Origin of the sequence: Clostridium ihumii AP5 (genome assembly GCF_000612845.1) — a bacterium.
GTDB classification, from domain to species: domain Bacteria; phylum Bacillota; class Clostridia; order Clostridiales; family Clostridiaceae; genus Clostridium_J; species Clostridium_J ihumii.
Genome location: NZ_CCAT010000009.1, coordinates 63123 through 85914, shown reverse-complemented (window position 1 = coordinate 85914; position 22792 = coordinate 63123). Strand labels below are relative to the sequence as shown.

Sequence of the window (22792 nt, the reverse complement as noted above, 5' to 3'; positions counted from 1 at the left end):
AACAAATAAAAAGTGAGAATTTAAAGAAAGTTTACAATTGGAAATTAATTTTAAGTTTAAATATATAAAATTAAAAAATAAATGGTAATAAAGGTAAAATAATTAGTATTATCTAAGGGGGAAAAATTTAATGAAGAAAAAATTAGCAATGGTAGGAAAAATAATTGGGTTTATACTCATATATTTTGCAGCTCAATTTATATTTTCTATGATATTTTCAATTTCGTATACTGTAACGCATATGGGGATGGAAGAAGCAAAGCTTGCTGAAATTATAATGGAAAATCAATATATACTTTCAGGTGGAGGTGCAATATTAACACTTTTAATATTTGCATTAATACTAAGAGGAAAAGAAAAGAATTTATGGCAAAGATGTAGATTTAAAAAACTAAACAAGAATGAGCTTTTAAAAAGTATTCTTCTAATATTAGCATTGAATTTCTTTACGTTAGCTTTTGTCCATATATTCGGAGATAAATTCGAGAGCTATAAAAGTGTATCCGAAGGCATAGTTAATGCAAGAACATCTATTTTTTCAATGTTGGTGATTTTAGTAATAGCACCAGTATTTGAGGAAATATTTTTTAGAGGCATAATATTTAATGAATTAAAAAGTAATATGAATGTTGTTTTGGCATTATTGATACAAGGTATACTATTTGGTATATTCCATGGAAACATTCTACAAGCTATATATGCATCTCTATTAGGAATAGTATTGGGCGTAATTTATATGTGGACTGGTTCTATATGGTCAAATATATTGGGGCATTTTTTATATAATATACTTGGATCAACATTAGTTCCAATGCTTATGGAGGTTACTCCGAAGCTTGCGTATTTATATCTTGGGTTAGGATTTATAGTAACAATAATCATGTTAATAAATATTGTTAAAGATTATAAACAAAAAAAGTCAAGTGAAAAAAGCATATTATTTTAGCGTAATACATTCCATTTTGTTATAATTGACAAATTTTTCTTGGAATGATATCTTTATAAGGAAATATTGAGTGCTTATCTTAATAAGGTAATAGGGAATTAGGTGAAAGTCCTAAACGATCCGGTCACTGTAAGAGGTTGGTAGATTCATAAAATAGTCATTGCAATTATTGTGAGAAGGCATGATTCTACAATGAACTTTAAGTCAGGAAACCTGCTCAGTATTTATTGTTGGTATCTTCCGCAGAAAGTAACCACTTAATATAAAGCAAAATTATTATAGTTAACTTATGAAGAAATCATTCAAAAGAATGAATAAAGAATAATATGTAAAGTTAGAATTATCATTTTATGAAATTAAGTTCGTAATTAATAAGCTTAAAATTAATGTGTTTATTATTGAAATTTAGAGTGTCTGCGGCTATTGCAGGCACTTCTTTTATTGTGTATAAATTTAAATTTGTAAACAATATCTGCGGTGATATAGTATAAAAAAAGGGGAAAAGAGATGAAGAGAAAAACATTAGCGTTATTATTAATAGGTGTAATGTGCTTAACTACAGCATGCTCACAAGGTAATAACAAAACAAAAGAAAATAGTGATACATCAAAAACAGTATCAGCATCTGAAACGAAAAAAGGAGATAAAAAGTCTCAAAACTATCCATTAAAGATTAGCACTTTTAACTATGCAAAAGAGCCAGTTGAAGAAACATTTGAAAAAGCGCCAGAAAGAGTTATTACAGCATGGCAAAATTCAGCAGAAACAATGCTTGCATTGGGACTTGAAGATAGAATCGTTTCAACTATTGGGGTAAAAGAGGAAGATATAGCACCTTCATTAAAGGAAGCATATAAAAAGATTAAAGATAAAGAATTTAATGATTTTACAGATACAAATGTTGCAATGACTAAAGAAAAGGCAGTTATGCTAAAACCAGATTTTATTTTAGCTTGGAAATCAACTTTTTCTGATAAGTCATTAGGCGATGTAGATTATTGGCATGAAAATAATGTAAATACATATATGGCATTAAACTCAAATGACATAAGTGAAAAAAGAACAGTAGAAAATGAATATGAAGATATTATGACAGTAGGAAAAATATTCGATGTAGAAGACAAAGCAAAAGCTTTAATTGATGATATGAAAAAAACTGTAGAAAAAGTTACAAAAGCTACAGACGGTAAAGAAAAACAAAAAGTAATTGTGCTTAGCTCAGAAAAAGATAATATACGTATATACGATAAAAACAACTTAGCTGGAGATATGGTAACAAAAATGGGCGGTGAGCTTATGGAAACAGGTCCTAAAATAAGTGCCGAAGACCTTGTAACATTAAATCCAGATGTGATATTTACAGTACATATGGAAGGCTATGGAGAAGGAGCAGGAAGCAAAGCTTTAGCTGAAATAATGGACAATCCCGTTTATGGAAGTTTAAATGCAGTAAAAAATAAAAAAGTATTTCCAATTAGATTAAGTGAAGTATACACTAGTGGAATTCGTACAATTGATGGATTAAATGCAATTGGTGAAGCACTTTATCCAGAATTATATAAAAAGTAAAATAGGATTTTAAACATAGGAATCTAAGTTGGAAAATGCAATTACTATTATTTAAGTTGATAAAGAGCAATTTAAAGTGTTGTATAAAATTAACAATTAACGATGGACAATTGACAATTAATGATAAAACTGAAGTCTTAGTTTATTTGACAATTTTTATGATAATTTGTTAAGCAAATTAGTTTGAAAACAATATAAAACATAGTTTTTATGGAATTTTATTCATAAATATTAAGAACGAAGTGAATAATATTAACCATCATTGTTAATCGTTAACTGTTAATTGTTAATTGGTTCCAAGCATGATAATAGAATAAACTATAACATTAGTAGTGTCATTTGATAAAAAGATTACTTTTAATTTGGGATCCTATAATATATTTGTAAGGGGTATAAAAAAATGAAAAAGATAGCAATGTTAAATTGTCTAAAAGCTAATGAAGTATGCACAGGAGCAGCTTGTTTTAAAGCTTTTAACTTAAAACAAAAACATTTTGAAATGTATAAAGATGAAGAAATAGAATTAGCAGCATACATGCGTTGTAATGGATGTGGTAAAGAACCATCTAAAGATGATGGAATGATTGAAAAGATTGAACGTCTAAGAAAAGAAGGAGTAGAAGTAGTGCATGTTGGAGTTTGCACTCAAAATGGTGCAGGTGAAGAATGCAAAACAATTACTGAAATTGCTTCTATGCTAGAAGAAAAAGGAATAAAAGTTATAAGAGGAACACACTAAAATCAAATATAAACATTTTCAACATATCAACATACTAAGGGGGAAGAAATTCCCCCTATTTCTATTATGTTTCCTTTGTAGCTAAGACTTCAATCTTGGCGGACTATTATGTGGATATAAAAGAATAAATAGTATATATAAAAGACAACGTTATACAAGAATGAATTCTCGTCTACAAAGGTTGGGTGATCTTATTTAATTATCCTCTTAGCTGAGACTTCAGTTTTAGTGGCTTTGGATATTGGAATACATTTCATAAAATAATATATCAAAATAATTCTTTACAAGGTTGAAACCTCGCCTACTTTATTAATTGAAAGTTGAAAATTGAAGATTGAAAATTATAAAATATGATGTTTCATATTTAATCTATACACTGTAGCTGAGGTTTTAACCTTGGCGGATTATGGTGTGTATGAAAAATAAGAAGTAAGATATACAAAAGATATTAAGTAAGAATAAATTCTCATCTACAAAGGGTGGGTGATCATATTTATTTGTCTTCGTAGCTGAGACTTTAGTCTTGGCGGATTTAAATACGTACCTATTCTTAAGTGATAACTGTTTAAATAATATATACATTAAAAAAAGGAATTAAAGAATAAGTTACTTACAAAATATGTTATAATTAATTCGTAATAAACAAAGTATATTAATCAAAATTATTTGTATGATAAATAAAGATAAATAGGAGATTGGAGATTAATTATGAAAAAATGGTATGATGAGGAGTATGAATTTGAAATTGAGGTAACGGGGTTTCTTCGTAGTGACCATACAGAGAACTATTGCCGAAACGGAGAGGAAGTAGGCGATAAATATACATGCACATATGGTTGTCCTGTAAATATGAATGGACAAGGTATTTGTTCAAAGGTCATGATGATTATGTTTCCAATCATGGAGGCTATCAGAAGTGGTGGAGATTTAGAAAACATAGGTGGAAATAGCAAATATAGCAAGGATATTGTATGTCCAGATGGTTGTGTTATATTTAGATTGACAGCAAAGAAACTTGGAAATGAAAATTTTTATAAGGGTAAATTTTTGGATTAGTTTTGACTTTTATTACATCCAGTTTGAAAATAATTTGAAATGTATAAAATCCAATTTATCAAGTAATTTAAAATTAAATATAAAATAATAGGTTTTAATATTGCAATATTCAGACAAATAAAATTGTTATATGTAAATATTGTTATATGATTATAGAAAAATTGATGAAGGAATATTTAATTCTTAAACAAATTAAAATTTGCAATGGAGGGATAAAAATGTCTGGAACTGATTGGAACACCCATTTAGAATATTTAAGAGAGTCAAGAAAGAGATGGATTAACCTTGATTATATAGAGTTCTTAGTAGAAAAAGTTTGGCATATAGACAAGCCTGTCAGAGTTGCAGATTTTGCTTGTGGTCTTGGATATTTGGGAAGCATATTAATGCCAATTTTACCTACTGGAAGTACCTATACTGGATTTGATAATGCAGATACTTTACTTAAAGAGGCAAAGCAGATATTTAAGGAAGCTGATTATGAAACTAATTTTAGTAATTGTGATTTAGTTAATGAGGATATTAATGGAAAATATGATGTAGTTATTTGTCAAGCATTTTTAATGCATCTACCTGAACCAGAAAAAATGATTAAGAAAATGATAGATGTCACTATTGATGGAGGACTCATTATTTGTATAGATAATAATTGGAATGTATGTAATGCAGCAATGTATATAGATGGGTTGGATGTTGATGGAAAATGTAATCTAGGATTATTGTCTAAATTGTGGAAAAATGAAAAAGAAGTTTATGGAAGTGACAAATGTATAGGTACGAAATTACCTGCTATGATGCAAAAACTTGGACTGAAAAATGTTTCCATGAGATTAAATGATTGTGCAAGGTTTATCAATCCTTATGGAAATAAGGACGAATATAAAAAACAGTTAGAAACTTTTTATGCTGATGGCTGGGGACATGAAATAGGTGATGAGAGTGAGTTTGTAAAATCTCTCTGTAACAGAGGGCTTACAGAGGAAGAAGCTCATTATCAATATAGATGTGAAAAAGAAATCAATGATTATGTTAGAGATATGGGTGAGAACTTAATGGCATTAACTGTTCCACCAATGTTTATTTCATTTGGAACAAAGTAATAATAGATAAATTTCAATTTATTAAGTAATTTAAAATTAAATATAAAATTGCATTATGAGTAAAAGGTGACATATGAACAATGTGAAATAATTCAACAAATAGTAATTTGTATATGAGTTAAAAAGTAAGAGATAAAAGTGAAGAGTTAAGGTGGAAATCCTAAAGGATTTTTTAAAAATATATTCAAATTCAGCTTTGCTGAATTTATTCATTAACTTTTCACTCTTCACTCTTACCTCTTCACTTCTTGTTAAATTCCAATTTGGCAGTAGGATTTTTTATAAAAGAATTGGAGGATATATGTGAAGAAAATGAAAAAAAGTATAATAACCATATTTTTAAGTAGTGCAATTATTGCCGGTGAGATATCATATGGTGTCTATTGGGCATTTTACGATATACAAAGAATAAATGGACAACAATATATTACGGAATCAACTTCTCCAAACGGAAAATATACTTTGATTGCTTACTTAAATGATGGTGGAGCTACAACAGGTTATGCTGTTTTAGGGATGTTAAAGAACAACAATAGTGGTAAAACTAAAAATATATATTTGCAGTATCATTGTGAAAAAGCAGATATATCATGGATTAATGATGAAACTATAAAAATAAATGGAATACAATTAAATGTAAAAAATGAAATCTATGATTACAGAAGAGAATAATATTAAGATTATATAAATAGAGAAAATGGTATAGGAGTGTAAATATGGGAAGGAAAGAAAAAAATTAAGGGGATTTTATTTGATTCAGGACGTGTTTTAAATCAATATAGTACAGGGCATTGGTTTCTTTTACCAAATTTTTTTTGAATATGTAGATAAAAGAAAATATAATGCAATAGATAAATAAAATATAAAACAATACATTAAAATATACTAAGAAAACAACAACAAATTCATTATGTACTTTAAATATAAAATTACATCATGATCAAATATAAAATTAAAATCTTATCTAATTAATTTATAATGGTATGTATAGGAGGTATTATGGGAGATAGTAGCCATATGAGCAGTCAAAAACAAACAAATGAAAAAGCAATATCTATTTTGAGTAATATTTGTTCTATAAGTATTATAATGTTGGCATGTATGCAAATTTTAGGTATTTGGAAAAATGCTATAAATGTAATGGAACCATTGTGGGGTGTTTTACTATTAATTCAAACTGTTCATAATTGGAAAAAGAATAGAGCAGTTGCTAAAATGAGTCTATGTGCAACAATACTTATTTTTTTAGTCGTAATTTTTAGATTTATAAATAGCTAAATTTATAAGTAAAATAAATATAATTTATTGAAAAACTTTTTAATTCTAATATTTTATTAGAAATACTATTGAAGAAGGAACTTTTGCCTACAAAGATTGGGTGATCATATTTATTTGTATTCTTAGCCGAGACTTCAGTCTTGGTGTTTTTTTATGGAAATACATTTAAAAAATGATATATGAAATAACGTTATGCAAGGTTGAAACCTCGCCTATAATTTTAAATTGAAAGTTGAAAATTGAAAATGGAGAATTATAAAATACATTAATTGAAATCATTATTTATAATAAATATTTAATTAATACACCGTAGCCGAGACTTCAGTCTTGGTGTTTTTTATATGGGAATACATTTAAAAAATGATATATGAAATAACGTTATGCAAGCTTGAAACCTCGCCTACAAATTTTGGCTTTTGATTAGATTTTCTTCGTAGCTGAGGTTTTAACCTTGGCGGACTATTATGTAGATGTAAAATAATAAAGTTGGTTATAAAATTTATTAAATCAATTAATTATAAGATAATCTTAAGTAAAGAATATTTTTACTAGATATATATAAACTTGACAGTGAGTTATTTTAGGTTGAAAATAATTGTATTATAATCTAATAAATGAGAAATAGTATAATTAGAAGGAGACATAATAATGATTAGATTGGAAAAGTTAAAGATTGGAGATTCAATAGGAATTTTCTCACCATCAACACCAATAACGTATTTTTGTCCTAAGCGATTTGAGAGAGCTAAAAGTTATTTAAGAGAAAAAGGTTTTAATATTATAGAAGGTAATCTTACAGGTAAATGTGATTTTTATAGGTCCGGTAGTATTAAAGAACGAGCTGAAGAGTTAAATGAGTTAATTAGAAACCCAAAAGTAAAATGTATTATGGCTACAATTGGAGGAATGAATTCAAATTCACTTCTTCCATATATAGATTATGAAGCCTTTAAAAGAAACCCTAAAATTATAATAGGTTATTCAGATGTAACAGCAATTCTACTTGGTATTTATGCACAAACGGGAATAAATACATATTATGGACCCGCGTTAGTTGCATCATTTGGTGAACTAATACCATTTGTGGATGGCACATACAATTATTTTAAAGAGATTCTTATAGAGGATACAGATTTTCCATATACTTATGAGATACCTTCATATTGGACAGATGAATATATAGATTGGGAATTACAAGATAGGTGTAAAGAAAAAAGAGATAATAGCTGGATAACAGTTAATGAAGGTAAAGTAAGTGGAAGGGTGATAGGTGGAAATCTAAACACAATGCAAGGTATATGGGGGAGCAAGTATATGCCAGAAGTAAAAGAAGGAGACATTTTATTTATCGAAGATTCCTTAAAAGATATTTCGGATATAGAAAGAAGTTTTTCTCTTTTAAAAATTAACGGTATATTTGATAAAATCTCAGGAATAATACTTGGAAAACATGAATTATTTGATGACAAGAAAACTGGTAGAAAACCATATGAGGTTTTATTAGAAGTTTTAGATGGTAAAAGCATACCTTTTATTGCAGAATTTGATTGTTGTCATACACATCCAATGTTTACATTGCCTATAGGATGCCAGATTGAACTTAACGCAACAGAAAAGAAAATATCTATTATAGAAAATTGGTTAAAATAGCATAAAATTTTACAATTACAAAAACTAAAATATAAATCTGATGAAGATATGTTATAGTTAATTATATATTAGTGTGTAACATTATTTATCTAACGATACAAATATAGAACTGAATAATGTTATTTTAATACCACATTATTCAAAAGTGAATATGTGGTATTTTTTTTATCTCTTAATATGATTATATTGCGATCTAATTAAGAGATATTAATCTTTGAAAATTGAATAGTACGGTGTTTAAAATATATGCCATAATTGGATTACAATGGTATTAACAAACTGATTTAGGATGAGAAATGAATAATTTTAGCTTTTATTATAATTTTTATAGCAATGCTAACTAGAAGGTTTCTTGATATTACTGACTTCATTTATGGCATTGAAAAATGGAATATAGAATTTTGGACAATTGAAAATGAAATAGATAGCTCACTGATAGGTGAATTCTATATATTTTGGGATTCTCAAGATAAGGAGGAAGCCAATGGTAAGGAAAGGTCATATCTTTGTGCTTTTAGAGTTGACAAGGAATTTCAGGGACGTGGGCTGTGAAAAATGCTAATGCAAAGAGTTTTACACAGGGTGATTGAAAGAGGTTTCAGCGAAGTGACAATAGGTGTAGATAATGATGATGCCGAAAGATTAACCTGCATGTATAAGGTCTGGGGGGTTCTGAATTAATAAAATTGCAAAATACTGCCTATCATTATATTAATAAAAATAATAATCCTACACATTATGAAATATCATATGCGTTATATTTAAACAAATTATTGAAAGCCTCAATTTAGTGAACAATTTTATTATAATATAAAGTAAATACCGTACTATTCAAAAGTGAATATGCGATATTTTTGTTTTTCAATTCATTTTCAATTCAAATATAAGATTATTTATTCTAATTAAGTAACATAACTTTTTAGATAAAATATTTAAAAATATGTTATAATAAAATTATATTAGTATAGCAATACGAAGTAAATGAAAGATATATGGGAGATATGTTATGAAGTTAAATTTTAAAATTTTAATTATAATTCTTACTATGATTATTTTAGTAGCTTGTTCAAAAGAAAAAAGTAATAGTATAGTTAATTACAAAGGTGATTCTGCTCAAAATGTAGTAGAGAATTATTTTGAATTTAATAATGAAAAAAATAAAGATAAAGTATTGACTACTTTAACAGAAGAGTGGAATACACCAAATATAGTTTGGGGATTTGAAAATTTAGATAGTATTAAAATAATAAATATTGAAGAGGAAAAAGACGGACAAATTGTAGAAAGTTATTTAAATAATGGTAGAGGTAGCGTAAATGGAGCAACAAAAAATAACCTAAAGATTTATAAGGTGAAGTATGAAGTAAATTATAAAAAGGATGGAGTTGGACCGCAAGATAGTGGAATATATAATTATTGGTATTATCTTGTAAGAAAGGATGAAAAATCACCCTGGCTTATAGATGATATGGGGGTATAAATATAATATATGTTTTATATTTAAGGGGGAGAATTTTTGAAAAAAAGACATATTAAATAGATATCAATTATTATAATATTAAGCATTATATTATTACGTTATTATAAACCTCAAGAAAATAATATTATTTGCTCAGAAAACTTAAATAGGGAAGATATAGATTTAGTAATATCAGATTATATAAAAAAATAATTATTTCAATTGGAGGCATATAAAATCCTATAAAAAATATGAAGCTCATAAAACTTATGGAACAAATGAGAAATTTGGTGTTATATATATACATTATATTCAGCAGATGATAATAAAGAAGAAATTGCTGGTGGAGCTGACTATTTAGTTATTATGCTTAAAAAGTATTCAAATGTTATGCATTCTGTAATAAATCATAAAGAGACTTGTGAAGGAGAAGCATTTCCATTATCATTAAAAATCTTAATTCCTTATAAGTATCAAAAAAATATGCTGTTAAGTGAAGCAGAAGTATTAAAAGAATTAAATGAGAGAATCGACTTGGAATTACAAAAGTCTTAATAATAGTTTATTTTATATTATTCTTATTATATGTAAAAATTAAAAATACAATAATTATAAAAATACTGTAATATTCAAAAATGAATATGCAGTATTTTTTATGTCACAATACAAATATAAAATTATTTTATTTTAATTAGGCAACATAACTTTTTAAAAATTAAATAATGAGTTGCTTACAAAATATGTTATAATTAATAAATCATAGTAAAATTATGTTAATTAAAAATTAGCTATATGAGAAATGAGGATAAATAGAGATTTGAAAACTAATTTAAAAGGAGGAAAGTGATGGATTATTATACACGTGCAAAAAGATTTATATTAAAGAATTCAAGACCACTTGATATGGAAAGATGGAACTACTTATTTGAAAATGGAAGTAAGGAAGACGTTATTAGTGTTTTAAAGACATACCAAAATATTGATGGTGGATTTGCAAGTGCACTTGAACCTGATTGTTGGAATACTAATTCAACACCTTTGCAAACTTGGGCAGCAACTCAGATTATTAAAGAAATTAATTTAGATGATAAAACTCATCCAATAATAAAAGGAATTTTAAATTATTTATCATCTAATAATGAATTTGATGGACATAGATGGAATGGGTTAAATACAGTGGTAACAAATGATAATTATCCTCATGCGCCTTGGTGGTCTTATAGCACAAAGCAAGAATTAACATATAATCCTACGGCTAGTTTAATAGGTTTTATATTGAAATATGCAAAAAAAGATACTGCTATATATAAGTTAGCATGTGAGTTATCAAAAGAAGCTTATAATTACTTTAAAAAGAATTTCCCTTTAGAATCTATGCATGAAAGTGCTTGTTTTATAGAATTATACAATTATATGAAAGAATGCTCTATTTTAAATTTAGTAAATATGGATGAATTTAAAGAATTATTACAAAAACAAATTAAGCAAGTTATAACATACGACACTAAAATATGGAACACTGATTATATATGCAAACCATCATTATTCATAAATAGTAAATCAAGTGATTTCTATTTAGAAAACAAGGATATATGTGACTTTGAATACAAATTTATTTTAAAGACTCAAGATGATGATGGTTCTTGGAAAGTTACATGGGAGTGGAATGATTATCTTGAACAATGGGCTATAAGTAAAAATTGGTGGAAGTCAGATATTATTATAAAAAATATTAAGTACATTAGGGAATTTGACTTATAAAATATACTTTATTAAGTAACTTAAAATTAGATATAAAATAATATATTGAAATATCAAAATATTCATTAAATTCATTGGGAGTATGAAGTAGTAAAATTAAAGAAAACGTGTGGGATATTAACTAATAAGTCATTTGAAATATATGAAGGGTTAGATAATCATTTAAATGGATAAAGTATTAGAAGTTTTGAGTAGGTTAAGAAAAGGACAAGTTAAAAATAATTTATACTAAATTGAAGATTATACAATTTAGTTGAGGGTATATTGTAAAAAATAAAAAGGGGATGAGAGATGATATGAAAATGATAGATGAATTTATAGCTAATTATACCAAAAATAAAAGTGAGGCTCCTGGGTTTTCATTGGCCGTAATGAAGGACGGAAGAACTGTATATAACAAGTCTTATGGATTCAGAAGCATGGAAGATAAAACTGAAATAACGGAGGATACATGTTTTTATATTGCATCACTTGCAAAGAGCTTTACAGCTGCAGCAATAATGTTATTATATGAACAATCTAAACTGGATTTAAATGATAATATTAATAAGTATTTTAAAGACTTACCACAGCATTATGATGACGTGAAAATTATTAATATAGTTAATCATACTTCAGGTATAAAAGATTATTTTACTGTTTATGAAAATAATAATAAAAGCACTGATAATATGACTAATGCTGATGTGTATGATTTTATACTTAGAGAAAAAGAACTGGAATATCCATGTAACAGCAGGTTTGGCTACTCTAATACTGCTTATGTATTATTGGCATTATTGATAGAAAAATTATCAGGTCAATCTTTTTCAGATTTTCTAGAGCATAACTTCTTTAAACCTTTAGGAATGAAGAATACCTTTGTATTTACAGAGAAAACTCAAGTTATTCCTAATAGGGCTTATGGATATAAAAAAGAAGGGGATAAATTTTGTGACTTTGATTATTGTGGATTGACTACAGGAGATGGCGGTATATATTCAACCATTAATGATTTAAAGCTATGGATGGCAGCTTTTGAAAATGAAAGTATTTTTAATAAAGATATTATTGATAAAATCTTTACTTCAAACAAGTTAAATGATGGATCTAGAGGAAAGTATGGATTTGGATGGTTTATTTTAGAAGAAGACAATGTGAAAGTTCCTTTTCATTCAGGGCATTATAATGGATTTACTAATATAATATTAAAAGTACCTGAAGAAAAAGTTTCTATAATAATATTGACTAATTATTATGAAGAATGTTGGCAAAGCATATTTAAGAATTGTACTGGATTTGCTATGGAAACAGAAGAAATTGGTAGCAAGTAAATAGGGAGTAAGTACCTTATTAAAGTAAACAATCATAAAAGTGATAAGTCTATTTTTACGTATACGAAAATAAAAAAATAATTAAGAGGAAATTAGTTTACATTTTTTAGCGTTTTGGATATGTAATAATAGCTTTAGAAAATAGAGATAACCAAAATAATAGAAATATTGGTGACTTATTTTTTTATGTTGTTATGAGCTTAAGGATATTAAATATCTTGAAGCCATACAACTTTTAATTTTTAACTCCGTGTTGAATTAAAATTTATTAAGTAACTTAAAATTAGATATAAAACAATATATTTAAATATCGAAATATTCATAAAATTACCACGTTAGTGATAACATGGAGGGTGACTATATTTTAATTATTTAGAGGAGGATTATAATGAAAGTTTCTGTAAATGAACTATTAAACATTGAAGAATTAGATGCAAGAGCCATATTTGAAGGGGTTAAGTATCCTTGGGAAGCTCTTACAGAAATTAAGGATTTCATTTTTGAATACGCAAAAAATTTGCCAAGCGATTTTGAAAGAATAAAGGAATTTGTATGGGTTGGCAAAGGTACTACTATAGAAAAAAATGTTATTATAAAAGGTCCAGCTATTATTGGTTACAATTGCCAAATCAGACATTCGGCGTACATTAGAGACAATGTTATCATTGGTAATGATGTTGTAATTGGAAACTCAAGTGAAATTAAAAATTCAATTCTCTTTAATAAAGTGCAGGTGCCCCATTACAATTATGTTGGCGATTCAATATTAGGATATAAATCTCATTTGGGGGCAGGTGCAATAACATCTAATTTAAAATCTGATGGAACATTAGTAAAAGTAAAATATGAAAAAGATATTATTGAAACTGGTTTAAGAAAATTTGGTGCAATTGTAGGCGATTTAGCTGAAGTAGGATGTAACTCAGTTTTAAACCCAGGGACAATAATAGGAAAAGATAGTATTGTTTACCCATTAAGTTCTGTAAGAGGTTATATTCCAGAGAAGAGTATTTTAAAAAGTACTGGTGAAATTGTACATAGAAAATAAAGTCAACGAACCAGAATATCGTATTAATTCATAGTGTACTTATATTGTGACCTAATTACTAAAGCTAGAAATATGAGCAATGCTCTTTAAAAATTGAATAATATAGTATTTGTAAAATATGTTATAATTTATTCATAATAATAAGATAAAGTGAAATAAAAACTATTTGTATGAAATATACAAATAAATAGTGATTTATAGGAGTACTGTATTGTATGGAAATGATTGATATTTATGATGAATTAGGTCAAAAATGTGGTAAGACAGAGGAAAAATGTGAGGCTCATAAAAAAGCATTTATTCACAAAGGTGTTTGTGTATGGATTATTAATTCTAAGGATGAGATACTACTACAAACTCGAAATGATCAAGTTATGTTCCCAAATATGATGGATATTTCATTTTCAGGTCATATCCAAGCCGGTGAAACATCTGTAGAAGCAGCTATACGAGAGGGAAAAGAAGAACTTGGTATTGATTTAGAAATAGATAAACTCCAGTATCTTTTTTCCTGTCGAGAGTATGGTGAGGTTGATGGATATATTGAAAATGAAATAGATGATGTGTTCATTTATAGAAAGGATATTCTTTTAGATGAATACTCTTTCTACGATAATGAAGTAAAAGAGGTATCGTATGTTTCAATTGAAAAATTTAAGAGAATGGTAGAAAAACATTCCGCTATGCTTATGCCTTACAAAACACATTATATTTTTTTACTAACAGCTTTGGATAGGTGGTAAATTTAGTATATTACATAGAGTTTATTTTGTACTTACCATGACAAACTCAAATTTGTTAATGAACTTAAAAATATAAAATATTATATAAAAGTATCACATATTTATTTTGAATATGTGATATTTTTTATTTTAAATATTTTTAAAAATAGTGTATAAAAATGGTAAATAGTATACGATTTTCTTGAAATCTAAATCTTTTATATTAAGAAAAAATGAAGCAATCTAATTCTATATGTATGAGTTAAGTAAAAAAATTTAAAAGGTAATTTTGGAAATTAAAATAAAGGTGATTCTAAGAGTATGTAGAAAAAATATAATTAAGGATGTTTTGTTTTAAATAATAAGAAATGGGAATATATTTAAGTGTGAAAGGGGATAAATTAATATGAAAGTAGTCTTTATAAGGCATGGTGAACCTAATTATTTACCATGTGATGAAAGAGGATTTGTTGGACAAGGTAGAGATTTGGCTCCATTAACTATATCAGGTATACAACAAGCAGAAGATGTTTCTAAAAATTTAGATTTATATAGTTGTGAGCTTATTGTTTCATCTCCATACACAAGAGCACTACAAACAGCAGCTATTATTTCTAGAAATACAGGTATAAGAATAGAAGTAGAAGTAGATTTACATGAATGGTGTCCAGACAAAACATATCAATATAAGACTTCTAAACAATCACTTGAGATTCATCAAGATTTTTGGAAGTGTAAGGGTATGTATCCAGATGGAGAGAAGAGAAATTGGGAAACAATTAATGAAATTATAGAAAGAGTTATTCCTATCTTAAATAAATATCTTGAAAAGGGATTTAATAAAATTATGATTATTGCACATGGTGGAATTATTAGAAGATTTATAGGACAAGCAAATATAAATTATTGCACACCATATACTATTGATTACTATATGGGATACCCATGTGTAGATTGGGTTGATTAAATATTAATTAAAAAAAATAGAGATAAATAGAAAGTTTTATGAGTGTAAGGAGAAGTTTTGTATGATAAAAGCAGTAATTTTTGATATGTATGAAACATTAATAACTCTTTTTCAAAGCCCACTATATTTTGGTACGCAAATAGCTATAGATGCTGGAATTTCAGAAGAAGAATTTCAATTATTGTGGAAACCAACAGAGTATGGGAGAACTATAGGAAAAATGAATTTAGAAGAAACATTAGAATTCATACTAAAAGAAAAACAATGTTATTCTAAAGAACTACTTAGTAAGATCGTGGATAAAAGGAAAATGTCAAAGAAAGAATGTTTCAAGTATCTTCATCCAGAAATTCTCCCAATGTTAAAGGAACTAAAGAAAAAAGGAATTTGTATAGGTTTGATAAGCAATTGTTTTTCAGAAGAAGTTGAGGCAATAAGAAATAGTGAACTCTTTCCATATTTTGATGCTACATATCTTTCTTTTGAGCAAGGTTTGCAAAAGCCTGAAAAAGAGATATTTATTAGATGTATGAATAAGTTATCAGTGTCGTCTGATGAATGTATATATGTTGGAGATGGTGGTAGTTTTGAGTTGGAAACTGCTTCAGAGATAGGAATGAAAGCTATACAGGCAGTGTGGTATTTTAAAGAAGGAACTCTTCAACCTGCAAAAAGAAAGAAAGATTTTATACAAGCTGAAACACCATTTGAAATATTAAAATATATTTGAGTATGTTAAATAGATATGGGCTAAAATTGGATGAATTTATAATTAATAAAGGTGGGATTGATTTGATTGAATTACAATTAGTTAAAGAATCAGAAAAAGAAGTGTTGTATAATATTTTTCAAAAGTATCTTTATGAAATGACGCAATATTATGATGATGAGTTGGATGATACAGGAAATTATCTATATAGGTATTTTGATGACTATTTTATTGAATCAACAAGAAAAGCATTGTTCATAAAATTGGAGGGTAAAATTGTTGGCTTTATAATGATAAACAATCATTCATATATTCACCAAAAACCTGATTATGTGATTACTGAATTTTCTATCTTTCCAATTTACAGAAAAAAAGGTATTGCACGAGAGGCAATTGACAAAGTATTTTCACAATATCCTGGTAAATGGGAACTGAAATATAGTTTAAAAAATAAAGCGGCCGTTAATTTATGGAATAAATCAACAGAAATATTTAAACCTGTTGTTTATCAGTTGGAAGATGATGAGCAAGTTCTTGCATTTCAAACAAACTGATAAACAACAGGTTTTAGATCAAAGTGTTAAATAGGAATTTCTATATGAGTGGTTATATAAAGAACTATGATTTATAAAGCAAAGGAGTTGAGTAAATGAAAAGTTTTTTGTCTGTTAAAGTTAAATATTGTCCAATGAAAAAACTAGCTTTAATACCTTTTGAAAATAATCCGGATAAACTTTATAAGTGCTTAGAACTACAATATTTTGATAGTGAAATTTCTGGTAGAGGATATAGAATAGTTGCCTATAGAAATGATAATTATCTAGATGTATATGATGATTATTCTCTTGTATATGATAAGGATGAAAAATTTAATATTGCTGAAAATGGATTAAATAAGCATATACAAACTACATTGGATAATACAATATTTCAAACTGAAGATGGAAAGTTAACCTTATCATTTACTTTTAATGATATTGAAAATCGTGAAATTAGCTTTTTTATAAAAGAGGAAATTAATAGCAAAACTAAACCAATCAATTTATTAGCACCTGTTGGATTTGGCTCTAAGAATCCTGAATTTATGCCACTTTTATTTTTATATGATTTCGATTTCATTAGAAGAAAAGATACAATTGTAAGATGTAAGATAGATAATATAGATGTAGAAATAGATACATTTCCTATGCTAATGAATTTTCAAAGAAGATATTTTACAAGGTATAGTGAAAATTGTGAGTTAATTGAATTTATCAATACAGATTACTCAGAATTAGAGGAAGTGAATTTGGATAATAAACTTGTTTTTCAGAAGGATAATGTAGCGTATAGATTTGAAAAAGAAAATGCTTTAAAAGAGATACTAATTATGTGTAAAGAAAATGAAACTATAATTAAATTTGCACCACCACTAAATATTACTGAAACTATGTCAGGAAAGTTTAATATAGAACCTAAAAGCATATATGGACACATAAATGGTGAGTTTAGTGTAAATAGAAAAGAAGATATAGTTGAATTTAATTTAAGAGCCACAGATGGGTGGGTTCCAGTACCTAATTCTTTGATTTCTAAGATTTTATTTAGTAAGAATTCTATATTTTGTAGATGGACTAGAAATTATGATTTCAAAGAAGTTATTAATCTAAAGACTATGGAAACAGAAGGAAAATGGATAAATAATAACTAAATTATTCTAAACATTTGATAATGAATAAGATTTAACAATTGATGATGCATAAAATTATATAATTGAAAAAGTTGAATTTACTAAACAATTTTAAAGTATGGTGAATTACAAATTTTAATTTGTATATGAGTTAAAAAGTAAGAGATAAAAGTGAAGAGTTAAGGTGGAAATCCTAAAGGATTTTTTAAAAATATATTCAAATTCAGCTTTGCTGAATTTATTCATTAACTTTTCACTCTTCACTCTTCACTTCTTGTTAAATTCCAATTTACATAGGAGGTTATTTTGATGTTTAAAAATAGAAGAATTTTGCGTAATAGCATAATTTGTATATTATTAATTTGTACAGTACATTTAGTATATTCTATCGTATCAGATCCATTAGGTGAACATGATATTATATTTGCACTTGCTGTTTCTGAAGGCTTCATTTTAATTGGTAGTGATAAGAGTGGTAGAAAAGGAAAACAACATGGTTGATAAAAAATAACGTAATATAGAATTGCTAAACTTCAATTTGTAAAGAGGAGGTATATTATGTATTTACTATTAAGTGCTGATGGCGATATTGGATTATATAAAGTTGATAAAATTATCTTAGATAATTTTGATAATATTATTTCTGATTTCTTTAAGTGGAAAAAGAAGAATTGCTATGATGAAACTTTATTCGTAAAATTTATTAAAATGACATATGGTAATGATGCTATTTCTTTAAAAAAAATAGTTGGATGTTATCCAGATGTAGAAGAAGAATATAAAAGTATAAAATGGTTTAATTTTTAAAGCTTTTAAATTTTTATTAATACCGTATTATTCAAAGTGAATATTTGGTATTTTTAATTCGCAATATAATTATTAAGGGACATAAAAGTAAAAAGTGTTCTTTGAAAATTGAATAATGCGTTATTTACAAAATATGTTATAATTAATTCATAATAGTATTTTAATGTGAAGATTAGTTTTTTAGGAGGTATTATTATGAGAGCACCAATACAAGTATTAGTTATACCCTATAAATTAGTAGACGGAATACCACAATATTGTATTTTCAAAAGAAATGCTGGTGAATATTGGCAATTTATTGCTGGAGGTGGCGAGGACGAGGAAACTCCACTTGAGGCAGCTAAACGAGAAGCATTTGAAGAAGCCAGTCTTGAAAAGACACTTACTTATTATCAGTTAGTGTCAACATTTTATGTACCTGCTGACTGCATTTCCGACAAACATAGGAAATATTGGTCTGCTGATACGTTTGTTTTACCTGAATATTGCTTTGCTGTAAACGTAGATAATAACCCAATAAAATTATCAGAAGAACATACAGAATATATTTGGGCTACATATGAAAAAGCAGAAGAGATGTTATATTGGCAAACTAATAAAGTAGCTATTTTTGAACTCCACAATAGAATTAAATCTAATATTTTTTAATATGTTAAATGATTGTATTTAATTATCAGTTGCTTCATATTTTGTAGATATGGTTCATATCTACAAAATGTGAAGCAATTTAGCTTTGAAAAAATATTTATGTAGTAGTAGAGAAATCTAGTTTTATACCATAAGTCATATACAAATTCTAATTTGTAGTGGGGGTTATATATTTTAAAAAAATAATTATATGAGGATGTAATAGTATGGAGCTTTTTTACAAATCAATAAGTCAAAATGAGTATGATGATGTAAGGGAATTGTTATTTCAAGATATTGAAACAAGTGAAGAATTTTTATGGGCATTGCAAAATGATACAGGTACACTAACGGTTGTATACATGGAAGGTAAGATTGTTGCAGTAGCACAAATAATATCAGGTAAAAAGGTATCTTGCTTAATTATATTTGTTGCACCAAAATATAGGTGTAAAGGAATAGGACAAGCAGTGGCTAAATTTTGTGAAAATGAATTGCAAAAAGAATCACAAAAAATAATAACAAATTTTCATGCAGATAATGAAGTGTCAAAAATGTTTGCAAAGAGATTGGGTTATGAAAGAGAATTTTCAAGTGCTTATATGAAACATAAAGATGGAAAATTTGAAATTAGCGAGCTTCCTGTAAGGTTATATGTTGATGAAGATTATTCAAAAGGGCATGCTTTGTATGCAGAACCATTTCATGAAATGCGTATTAAAGTAGGAGATTTTCCAGGCTCTGTTGTTGAACAACCAAGTGAAAAAAATCGGAAAGCCTGGAATGTAGATGCAGCTAATCGTTTTACATATGAAGTAAATGATGAAGTTGCTGGACATGGACATTTAGTAGGAAATGAAATTGGTAGCGTAGCAGTAAAAACAGATTTACAAGGAAATGGTATAGGGAAAAATTTTGTTAAGTATTTATGCAATGAAATATATAATCGAGGTTATAAAGAAGTAGTGTTATGGTGTGTTGTTGGAAATGATGCTAGGAAGTTATATGATAGTTTAGGTTTTAGAGAAGCATATATTTCAGAATTTTCTTACAAAGTATTAAAACCTATAAAATCATAAATTATTTATAATAATCAAATTATGTTAAGTAAAAAATAAAGATAAATAGAATTTTGGGAGGAAACACATATGACGGATGATTATTATAGTCCCTGCAAAGAACTTGATGAATGTAATGAACTTATTCAGAAATACTTTGAAACGCAACAATATGAAGAGTGTTTTCAAGGTCATTTAAGGTTAGCTGAGAAAGGATATCCCTTAGCTGAATGTCAAGTTGGGTGCTTCTATTATGATGGAATTGGTGTAGAAAAGGATATGGAAAAGGCTTTTTACTGGACTGAACGAGCCGCACTACACGGAGATAGAGATGCACAATGTAATCTTGCAGATTTATTCTATATGGAAGGTATTATAGTGGAAAAAAATTTTTCAAAAGCAAGAGAATGGTTTATTAAGGCAGCATTGCAGAATAATGATTATGCTATTAACCGCTGTATGGAATTAAAAATTCAGATTAAGTAAATAGTAAATCAAATTTTAAATTTGTTGGTCATTTTAATAAAGTAGTGAATACTTATATTAAAAATGTTAATTATAGTTGACAAAATTCCAAGATTAATTGGTAGATAACACTTTACATTTCAAGTATACTTTAGATACAAGGTAGCTCAGAGGAATTGAAAGGTGTGTGATTATTATGTTATTAGGTGATAAATTACTAGATTTACGTAAAAAATCAGGTTTATCTCAAGAAGATGTGGCTGAAAAATTAGGGGTATCAAGGCAAACTATCAGCAAATGGGAAACTGATCAAACAGTTCCAGAGTTAATTAAGGTAAAATTGTTAAGTCAACTATATAATGTAAGTTATGATTATCTTATAAATGGAAGTAATCTTAGTGGTGATGTTACAAGCATAAAAATGATTGTGGATGAAATTGATTGGACTAGTGCATGGAGCAAGAAGTATCCAATTTTAGCATCTTATCAAGGTATGCAAGGAATAAATAATTATTGTGAAAAAATATCGCAGTTGTATGATGATTGCAAAAATGAATTTAATTTTAATGATGAGGATACTGCTTTGGTTTTAAAAGATATTCTTTACCAAAAATTTAAATTATCAAAAAAACGAAGCAAAATAAAATAATGGTTAGTCTCATCAATGTATTAAATGTATTATTAAAATAATTACATTGAGATAGAATACCATAGTTTTAAATTATATAGGAGTTGAATAATGAGTAGAAGCAAAATTTTCAGTGTTTTAATTGTGATTTTGTTATTGAGTTTAAGTTTAATTGGTTGTAGTAAAGTGCAAGTTGTTTTGCCAAATGAAGCTGATTTAAAAAGTATAGTTTTATCAGATAACAAAGAAGAAAATAATAAATATATTACAATCACTGATAATGAAGAAATTAAAAAAATAATTGATAGTACTAAATTAAATTCTAAAAAAACAAATCGTGAGTCTCTTGGTGACACGCCAACAAATGTAGACTATTATATAAAGTTAGAATTTTCATATTCTGAAGGTGGAAGTAGTGTAGCTTATGTGTACAAAATAAAAGATATATGTTATATTGAACAACCTTATAATGGTACTTGGGAGATAGCACAAGAGATATATGAGGATATAGATGCATTACTTAAGGATAAGTAGTGATTTAATGAGGAGTTAAGAAGTAAAAGTGAATAGTGAAAAGTAATATATTAAATACCATACTATTCAAAAATGAATTTATGGTATTTTTTTTATTATGTTGTAATACCAATCAAAGAAAAATGATCTAGTGGAGTTTTACTTAATATTCAAAATAAAGGCATAAAATGTTTTATAAAGTAATGAAAATACAAGATAACTTTTTAAAATTAAGCAATTCTGTATTTACAAAATATGTTATAATTGTTTTGTGGTAATAAAGGAATTCATATCAAGGTTAATTTATATGATATATAAATATAAACAAATCATAGAAGTATGGAGATAAAAATGAAAGAGGAAATAAATAATTATTTAAAGAAGTTTGAAGAACAAACTAAGGAAAGGTTTTGGGATTTATATAGACTTATCTATGAAAGTACTTCCCAAAATATTGATGAAAAATTGTGGGCTAAACTACCTACATTTTATGTAAGTGATAAATTCGTTCGTCTTATTGCTTTTAAAGATCATATTAATGTTGAAGCAAAAACAGTAGTTCTTCATAAAGATGAATTGTTAGGTTATAAAATAACGCCTAAAGGAATGCTACAAATTTTTCATAATCAGGTGATTCCATGTGAAGCATTAAAAGTGATATTTAAAGAAAATTTTGAATAATGACAATTTATATTCTTGTTAAAGGAT

The 22792-nt window shown here is 26.9% G+C and carries 27 protein-coding genes and 1 riboswitch; all 27 genes read left to right on the top strand.

The window, feature by feature from the left end; all coding sequences use genetic code 11:
* Nucleotides 1–130 precede the first annotated feature (130 nt).
* Nucleotides 131–946: a CPBP family intramembrane glutamic endopeptidase gene (locus BN346_RS02620; protein WP_034439055.1), complete on the top strand. Its 816-nt coding sequence runs from the start codon at nucleotides 131–133 to the stop codon at nucleotides 944–946.
* Nucleotides 947–997: 51 nt separating this feature from the next.
* A riboswitch (cobalamin riboswitch) is annotated at nucleotides 998–1181 on the top strand.
* A gap of 272 nt (nucleotides 1182–1453) precedes the next feature.
* Complete coding sequence (locus tag BN346_RS02615; RefSeq protein WP_034439053.1) at nucleotides 1454–2515, top strand: ABC transporter substrate-binding protein; 1062 nt, start codon at nucleotides 1454–1456, stop codon at nucleotides 2513–2515.
* A gap of 400 nt (nucleotides 2516–2915) precedes the next feature.
* The gene (locus BN346_RS02610) at nucleotides 2916–3254 is read left to right on the top strand and encodes a CGGC domain-containing protein (RefSeq protein WP_034439050.1); all 339 of its coding nucleotides are present in this window, start codon (nucleotides 2916–2918) and stop codon (nucleotides 3252–3254) included.
* Between the two features lie 708 nt (nucleotides 3255–3962).
* Nucleotides 3963–4310: a TIGR04076 family protein gene (locus BN346_RS02605; RefSeq protein ID WP_034439049.1), complete on the top strand. Its 348-nt coding sequence runs from the start codon at nucleotides 3963–3965 to the stop codon at nucleotides 4308–4310.
* Nucleotides 4311–4528: 218 nt separating this feature from the next.
* Complete coding sequence (locus tag BN346_RS02600) at nucleotides 4529–5410, top strand: class I SAM-dependent methyltransferase (RefSeq protein WP_034439047.1); 882 nt, start codon at nucleotides 4529–4531, stop codon at nucleotides 5408–5410.
* Nucleotides 5411–5722: 312 nt separating this feature from the next.
* The gene (locus BN346_RS02595) at nucleotides 5723–6082 is read left to right on the top strand and encodes a DUF5412 domain-containing protein (protein ID WP_034439087.1); all 360 of its coding nucleotides are present in this window, start codon (nucleotides 5723–5725) and stop codon (nucleotides 6080–6082) included.
* A gap of 327 nt (nucleotides 6083–6409) precedes the next feature.
* Nucleotides 6410–6688: a hypothetical protein gene (locus BN346_RS02590; protein ID WP_242838380.1), complete on the top strand. Its 279-nt coding sequence runs from the start codon at nucleotides 6410–6412 to the stop codon at nucleotides 6686–6688.
* Nucleotides 6689–7336: 648 nt separating this feature from the next.
* The gene (locus BN346_RS02585) at nucleotides 7337–8338 is read left to right on the top strand and encodes a S66 family peptidase (protein ID WP_034439045.1); all 1002 of its coding nucleotides are present in this window, start codon (nucleotides 7337–7339) and stop codon (nucleotides 8336–8338) included.
* Nucleotides 8339–8671: 333 nt separating this feature from the next.
* Entirely contained in the window at nucleotides 8672–8890 is a 219-nt protein-coding gene (locus BN346_RS02580; RefSeq protein WP_034439043.1) for a hypothetical protein, read from the top strand.
* Nucleotides 8891–9344: 454 nt separating this feature from the next.
* The gene (locus BN346_RS02575) at nucleotides 9345–9818 is read left to right on the top strand and encodes a DUF4829 domain-containing protein (protein WP_034439041.1); all 474 of its coding nucleotides are present in this window, start codon (nucleotides 9345–9347) and stop codon (nucleotides 9816–9818) included.
* Nucleotides 9819–10163: 345 nt separating this feature from the next.
* The gene (locus BN346_RS21300; protein WP_034439038.1) at nucleotides 10164–10352 is read left to right on the top strand and encodes a hypothetical protein; all 189 of its coding nucleotides are present in this window, start codon (nucleotides 10164–10166) and stop codon (nucleotides 10350–10352) included.
* 291 nt (nucleotides 10353–10643) lie between these two features.
* Nucleotides 10644–11558, top strand: coding sequence for a hypothetical protein (locus tag BN346_RS02565; protein ID WP_034439036.1), 915 nt, complete (start codon nucleotides 10644–10646; stop codon nucleotides 11556–11558).
* A gap of 296 nt (nucleotides 11559–11854) precedes the next feature.
* The gene (locus BN346_RS02560) at nucleotides 11855–12871 is read left to right on the top strand and encodes a serine hydrolase domain-containing protein (RefSeq protein WP_034439034.1); all 1017 of its coding nucleotides are present in this window, start codon (nucleotides 11855–11857) and stop codon (nucleotides 12869–12871) included.
* A gap of 388 nt (nucleotides 12872–13259) precedes the next feature.
* Nucleotides 13260–13919 carry an acyltransferase gene (locus BN346_RS02555; RefSeq protein ID WP_034439032.1) on the top strand — a complete coding sequence of 220 codons (660 nt, stop codon included), beginning with the start codon at nucleotides 13260–13262 and terminating at the stop codon, nucleotides 13917–13919.
* A 215-nt stretch (nucleotides 13920–14134) separates the two neighbouring features.
* Nucleotides 14135–14662, top strand: coding sequence for an NUDIX hydrolase (locus tag BN346_RS02550; RefSeq protein WP_034439029.1), 528 nt, complete (start codon nucleotides 14135–14137; stop codon nucleotides 14660–14662).
* Between the two features lie 385 nt (nucleotides 14663–15047).
* Nucleotides 15048–15608 (top strand): histidine phosphatase family protein, encoded by a 561-nt coding sequence (locus BN346_RS02545; RefSeq protein ID WP_051539922.1) that lies wholly within the window; start codon nucleotides 15048–15050, stop codon nucleotides 15606–15608.
* 61 nt (nucleotides 15609–15669) lie between these two features.
* Complete coding sequence (locus tag BN346_RS02540; RefSeq protein ID WP_034439027.1) at nucleotides 15670–16338, top strand: HAD family hydrolase; 669 nt, start codon at nucleotides 15670–15672, stop codon at nucleotides 16336–16338.
* A 2-nt stretch (nucleotides 16339–16340) separates the two neighbouring features.
* Nucleotides 16341–16871 (top strand): GNAT family N-acetyltransferase, encoded by a 531-nt coding sequence (locus BN346_RS02535; RefSeq protein ID WP_081770895.1) that lies wholly within the window; start codon nucleotides 16341–16343, stop codon nucleotides 16869–16871.
* 95 nt (nucleotides 16872–16966) lie between these two features.
* Nucleotides 16967–18007 (top strand): hypothetical protein, encoded by a 1041-nt coding sequence (locus BN346_RS02530; protein WP_034439025.1) that lies wholly within the window; start codon nucleotides 16967–16969, stop codon nucleotides 18005–18007.
* Nucleotides 18008–18295: 288 nt separating this feature from the next.
* Complete coding sequence (locus BN346_RS02525) at nucleotides 18296–18487, top strand: hypothetical protein (protein ID WP_034439022.1); 192 nt, start codon at nucleotides 18296–18298, stop codon at nucleotides 18485–18487.
* Nucleotides 18488–18544: 57 nt separating this feature from the next.
* Complete coding sequence (locus BN346_RS02520; protein WP_034439019.1) at nucleotides 18545–18793, top strand: hypothetical protein; 249 nt, start codon at nucleotides 18545–18547, stop codon at nucleotides 18791–18793.
* 195 nt (nucleotides 18794–18988) lie between these two features.
* Nucleotides 18989–19441: an NUDIX hydrolase gene (locus tag BN346_RS02515; RefSeq protein ID WP_034439017.1), complete on the top strand. Its 453-nt coding sequence runs from the start codon at nucleotides 18989–18991 to the stop codon at nucleotides 19439–19441.
* Nucleotides 19442–19647: 206 nt separating this feature from the next.
* On the top strand, nucleotides 19648–20499 hold the full coding sequence (locus BN346_RS02510) for a GNAT family N-acetyltransferase (RefSeq protein ID WP_034439013.1): 852 nt from the start codon (nucleotides 19648–19650) through the stop codon (nucleotides 20497–20499).
* Between the two features lie 69 nt (nucleotides 20500–20568).
* Nucleotides 20569–20964 (top strand): tetratricopeptide repeat protein, encoded by a 396-nt coding sequence (locus tag BN346_RS02505; RefSeq protein ID WP_051539916.1) that lies wholly within the window; start codon nucleotides 20569–20571, stop codon nucleotides 20962–20964.
* A 175-nt stretch (nucleotides 20965–21139) separates the two neighbouring features.
* Nucleotides 21140–21592 carry a helix-turn-helix domain-containing protein gene (locus BN346_RS02500; RefSeq protein ID WP_034439011.1) on the top strand — a complete coding sequence of 151 codons (453 nt, stop codon included), beginning with the start codon at nucleotides 21140–21142 and terminating at the stop codon, nucleotides 21590–21592.
* A 90-nt stretch (nucleotides 21593–21682) separates the two neighbouring features.
* Nucleotides 21683–22105, top strand: a complete 423-nt coding sequence (locus BN346_RS02495) for a DUF5301 domain-containing protein (protein WP_034439009.1) — start codon at nucleotides 21683–21685, stop codon at nucleotides 22103–22105.
* Nucleotides 22106–22435: 330 nt separating this feature from the next.
* Nucleotides 22436–22765: a hypothetical protein gene (locus BN346_RS02490; protein ID WP_034439007.1), complete on the top strand. Its 330-nt coding sequence runs from the start codon at nucleotides 22436–22438 to the stop codon at nucleotides 22763–22765.
* Nucleotides 22766–22792: the final 27 nt, after the last annotated feature.

Excerpts from the sequence above, each read along its gene's own strand:
- BN346_RS02490 (WP_034439007.1), top strand. The coding sequence starts at position 22,436 with ATGAAAGAGGAAATAAATAATTATTTAAAGAAGTTTGAAGAACAAACT.
- BN346_RS02550 (WP_034439029.1), top strand. The coding sequence starts at position 14,135 with ATGGAAATGATTGATATTTATGATGAATTAGGTCAAAAATGTGGTAAG.
- BN346_RS02525 (WP_034439022.1), top strand. The coding sequence starts at position 18,296 with ATGTTTAAAAATAGAAGAATTTTGCGTAATAGCATAATTTGTATATTA.
- BN346_RS02620 (WP_034439055.1), top strand. The coding sequence starts at position 131 with ATGAAGAAAAAATTAGCAATGGTAGGAAAAATAATTGGGTTTATACTC.
- BN346_RS02575 (WP_034439041.1), top strand. The coding sequence starts at position 9,345 with ATGAAGTTAAATTTTAAAATTTTAATTATAATTCTTACTATGATTATT.
- BN346_RS02610 (WP_034439050.1), top strand. The coding sequence starts at position 2,916 with ATGAAAAAGATAGCAATGTTAAATTGTCTAAAAGCTAATGAAGTATGC.
- BN346_RS02505 (WP_051539916.1), top strand. The coding sequence starts at position 20,569 with ATGACGGATGATTATTATAGTCCCTGCAAAGAACTTGATGAATGTAAT.
- BN346_RS02495 (WP_034439009.1), top strand. The coding sequence starts at position 21,683 with ATGAGTAGAAGCAAAATTTTCAGTGTTTTAATTGTGATTTTGTTATTG.
- BN346_RS02545 (WP_051539922.1), top strand. The coding sequence starts at position 15,048 with ATGAAAGTAGTCTTTATAAGGCATGGTGAACCTAATTATTTACCATGT.
- BN346_RS02605 (WP_034439049.1), top strand. The coding sequence starts at position 3,963 with ATGAAAAAATGGTATGATGAGGAGTATGAATTTGAAATTGAGGTAACG.
- BN346_RS02585 (WP_034439045.1), top strand. The coding sequence starts at position 7,337 with ATGATTAGATTGGAAAAGTTAAAGATTGGAGATTCAATAGGAATTTTC.
- BN346_RS02500 (WP_034439011.1), top strand. The coding sequence starts at position 21,140 with ATGTTATTAGGTGATAAATTACTAGATTTACGTAAAAAATCAGGTTTA.
- BN346_RS02535 (WP_081770895.1), top strand. The coding sequence starts at position 16,341 with ATGTTAAATAGATATGGGCTAAAATTGGATGAATTTATAATTAATAAA.
- BN346_RS02595 (WP_034439087.1), top strand. The coding sequence starts at position 5,723 with ATGAAAAAAAGTATAATAACCATATTTTTAAGTAGTGCAATTATTGCC.
- BN346_RS02515 (WP_034439017.1), top strand. The coding sequence starts at position 18,989 with ATGAGAGCACCAATACAAGTATTAGTTATACCCTATAAATTAGTAGAC.
- BN346_RS02580 (WP_034439043.1), top strand. The coding sequence starts at position 8,672 with ATGCTAACTAGAAGGTTTCTTGATATTACTGACTTCATTTATGGCATT.
- BN346_RS02555 (WP_034439032.1), top strand. The coding sequence starts at position 13,260 with ATGAAAGTTTCTGTAAATGAACTATTAAACATTGAAGAATTAGATGCA.
- BN346_RS02540 (WP_034439027.1), top strand. The coding sequence starts at position 15,670 with ATGATAAAAGCAGTAATTTTTGATATGTATGAAACATTAATAACTCTT.
- BN346_RS02600 (WP_034439047.1), top strand. The coding sequence starts at position 4,529 with ATGTCTGGAACTGATTGGAACACCCATTTAGAATATTTAAGAGAGTCA.
- BN346_RS02590 (WP_242838380.1), top strand. The coding sequence starts at position 6,410 with ATGGGAGATAGTAGCCATATGAGCAGTCAAAAACAAACAAATGAAAAA.
- BN346_RS02560 (WP_034439034.1), top strand. The coding sequence starts at position 11,855 with ATGAAAATGATAGATGAATTTATAGCTAATTATACCAAAAATAAAAGT.
- BN346_RS21300 (WP_034439038.1), top strand. The coding sequence starts at position 10,164 with ATGCTTAAAAAGTATTCAAATGTTATGCATTCTGTAATAAATCATAAA.
- BN346_RS02510 (WP_034439013.1), top strand. The coding sequence starts at position 19,648 with ATGGAGCTTTTTTACAAATCAATAAGTCAAAATGAGTATGATGATGTA.
- BN346_RS02615 (WP_034439053.1), top strand. The coding sequence starts at position 1,454 with ATGAAGAGAAAAACATTAGCGTTATTATTAATAGGTGTAATGTGCTTA.
- BN346_RS02530 (WP_034439025.1), top strand. The coding sequence starts at position 16,967 with ATGAAAAGTTTTTTGTCTGTTAAAGTTAAATATTGTCCAATGAAAAAA.
- BN346_RS02565 (WP_034439036.1), top strand. The coding sequence starts at position 10,644 with ATGGATTATTATACACGTGCAAAAAGATTTATATTAAAGAATTCAAGA.
- BN346_RS02520 (WP_034439019.1), top strand. The coding sequence starts at position 18,545 with ATGTATTTACTATTAAGTGCTGATGGCGATATTGGATTATATAAAGTT.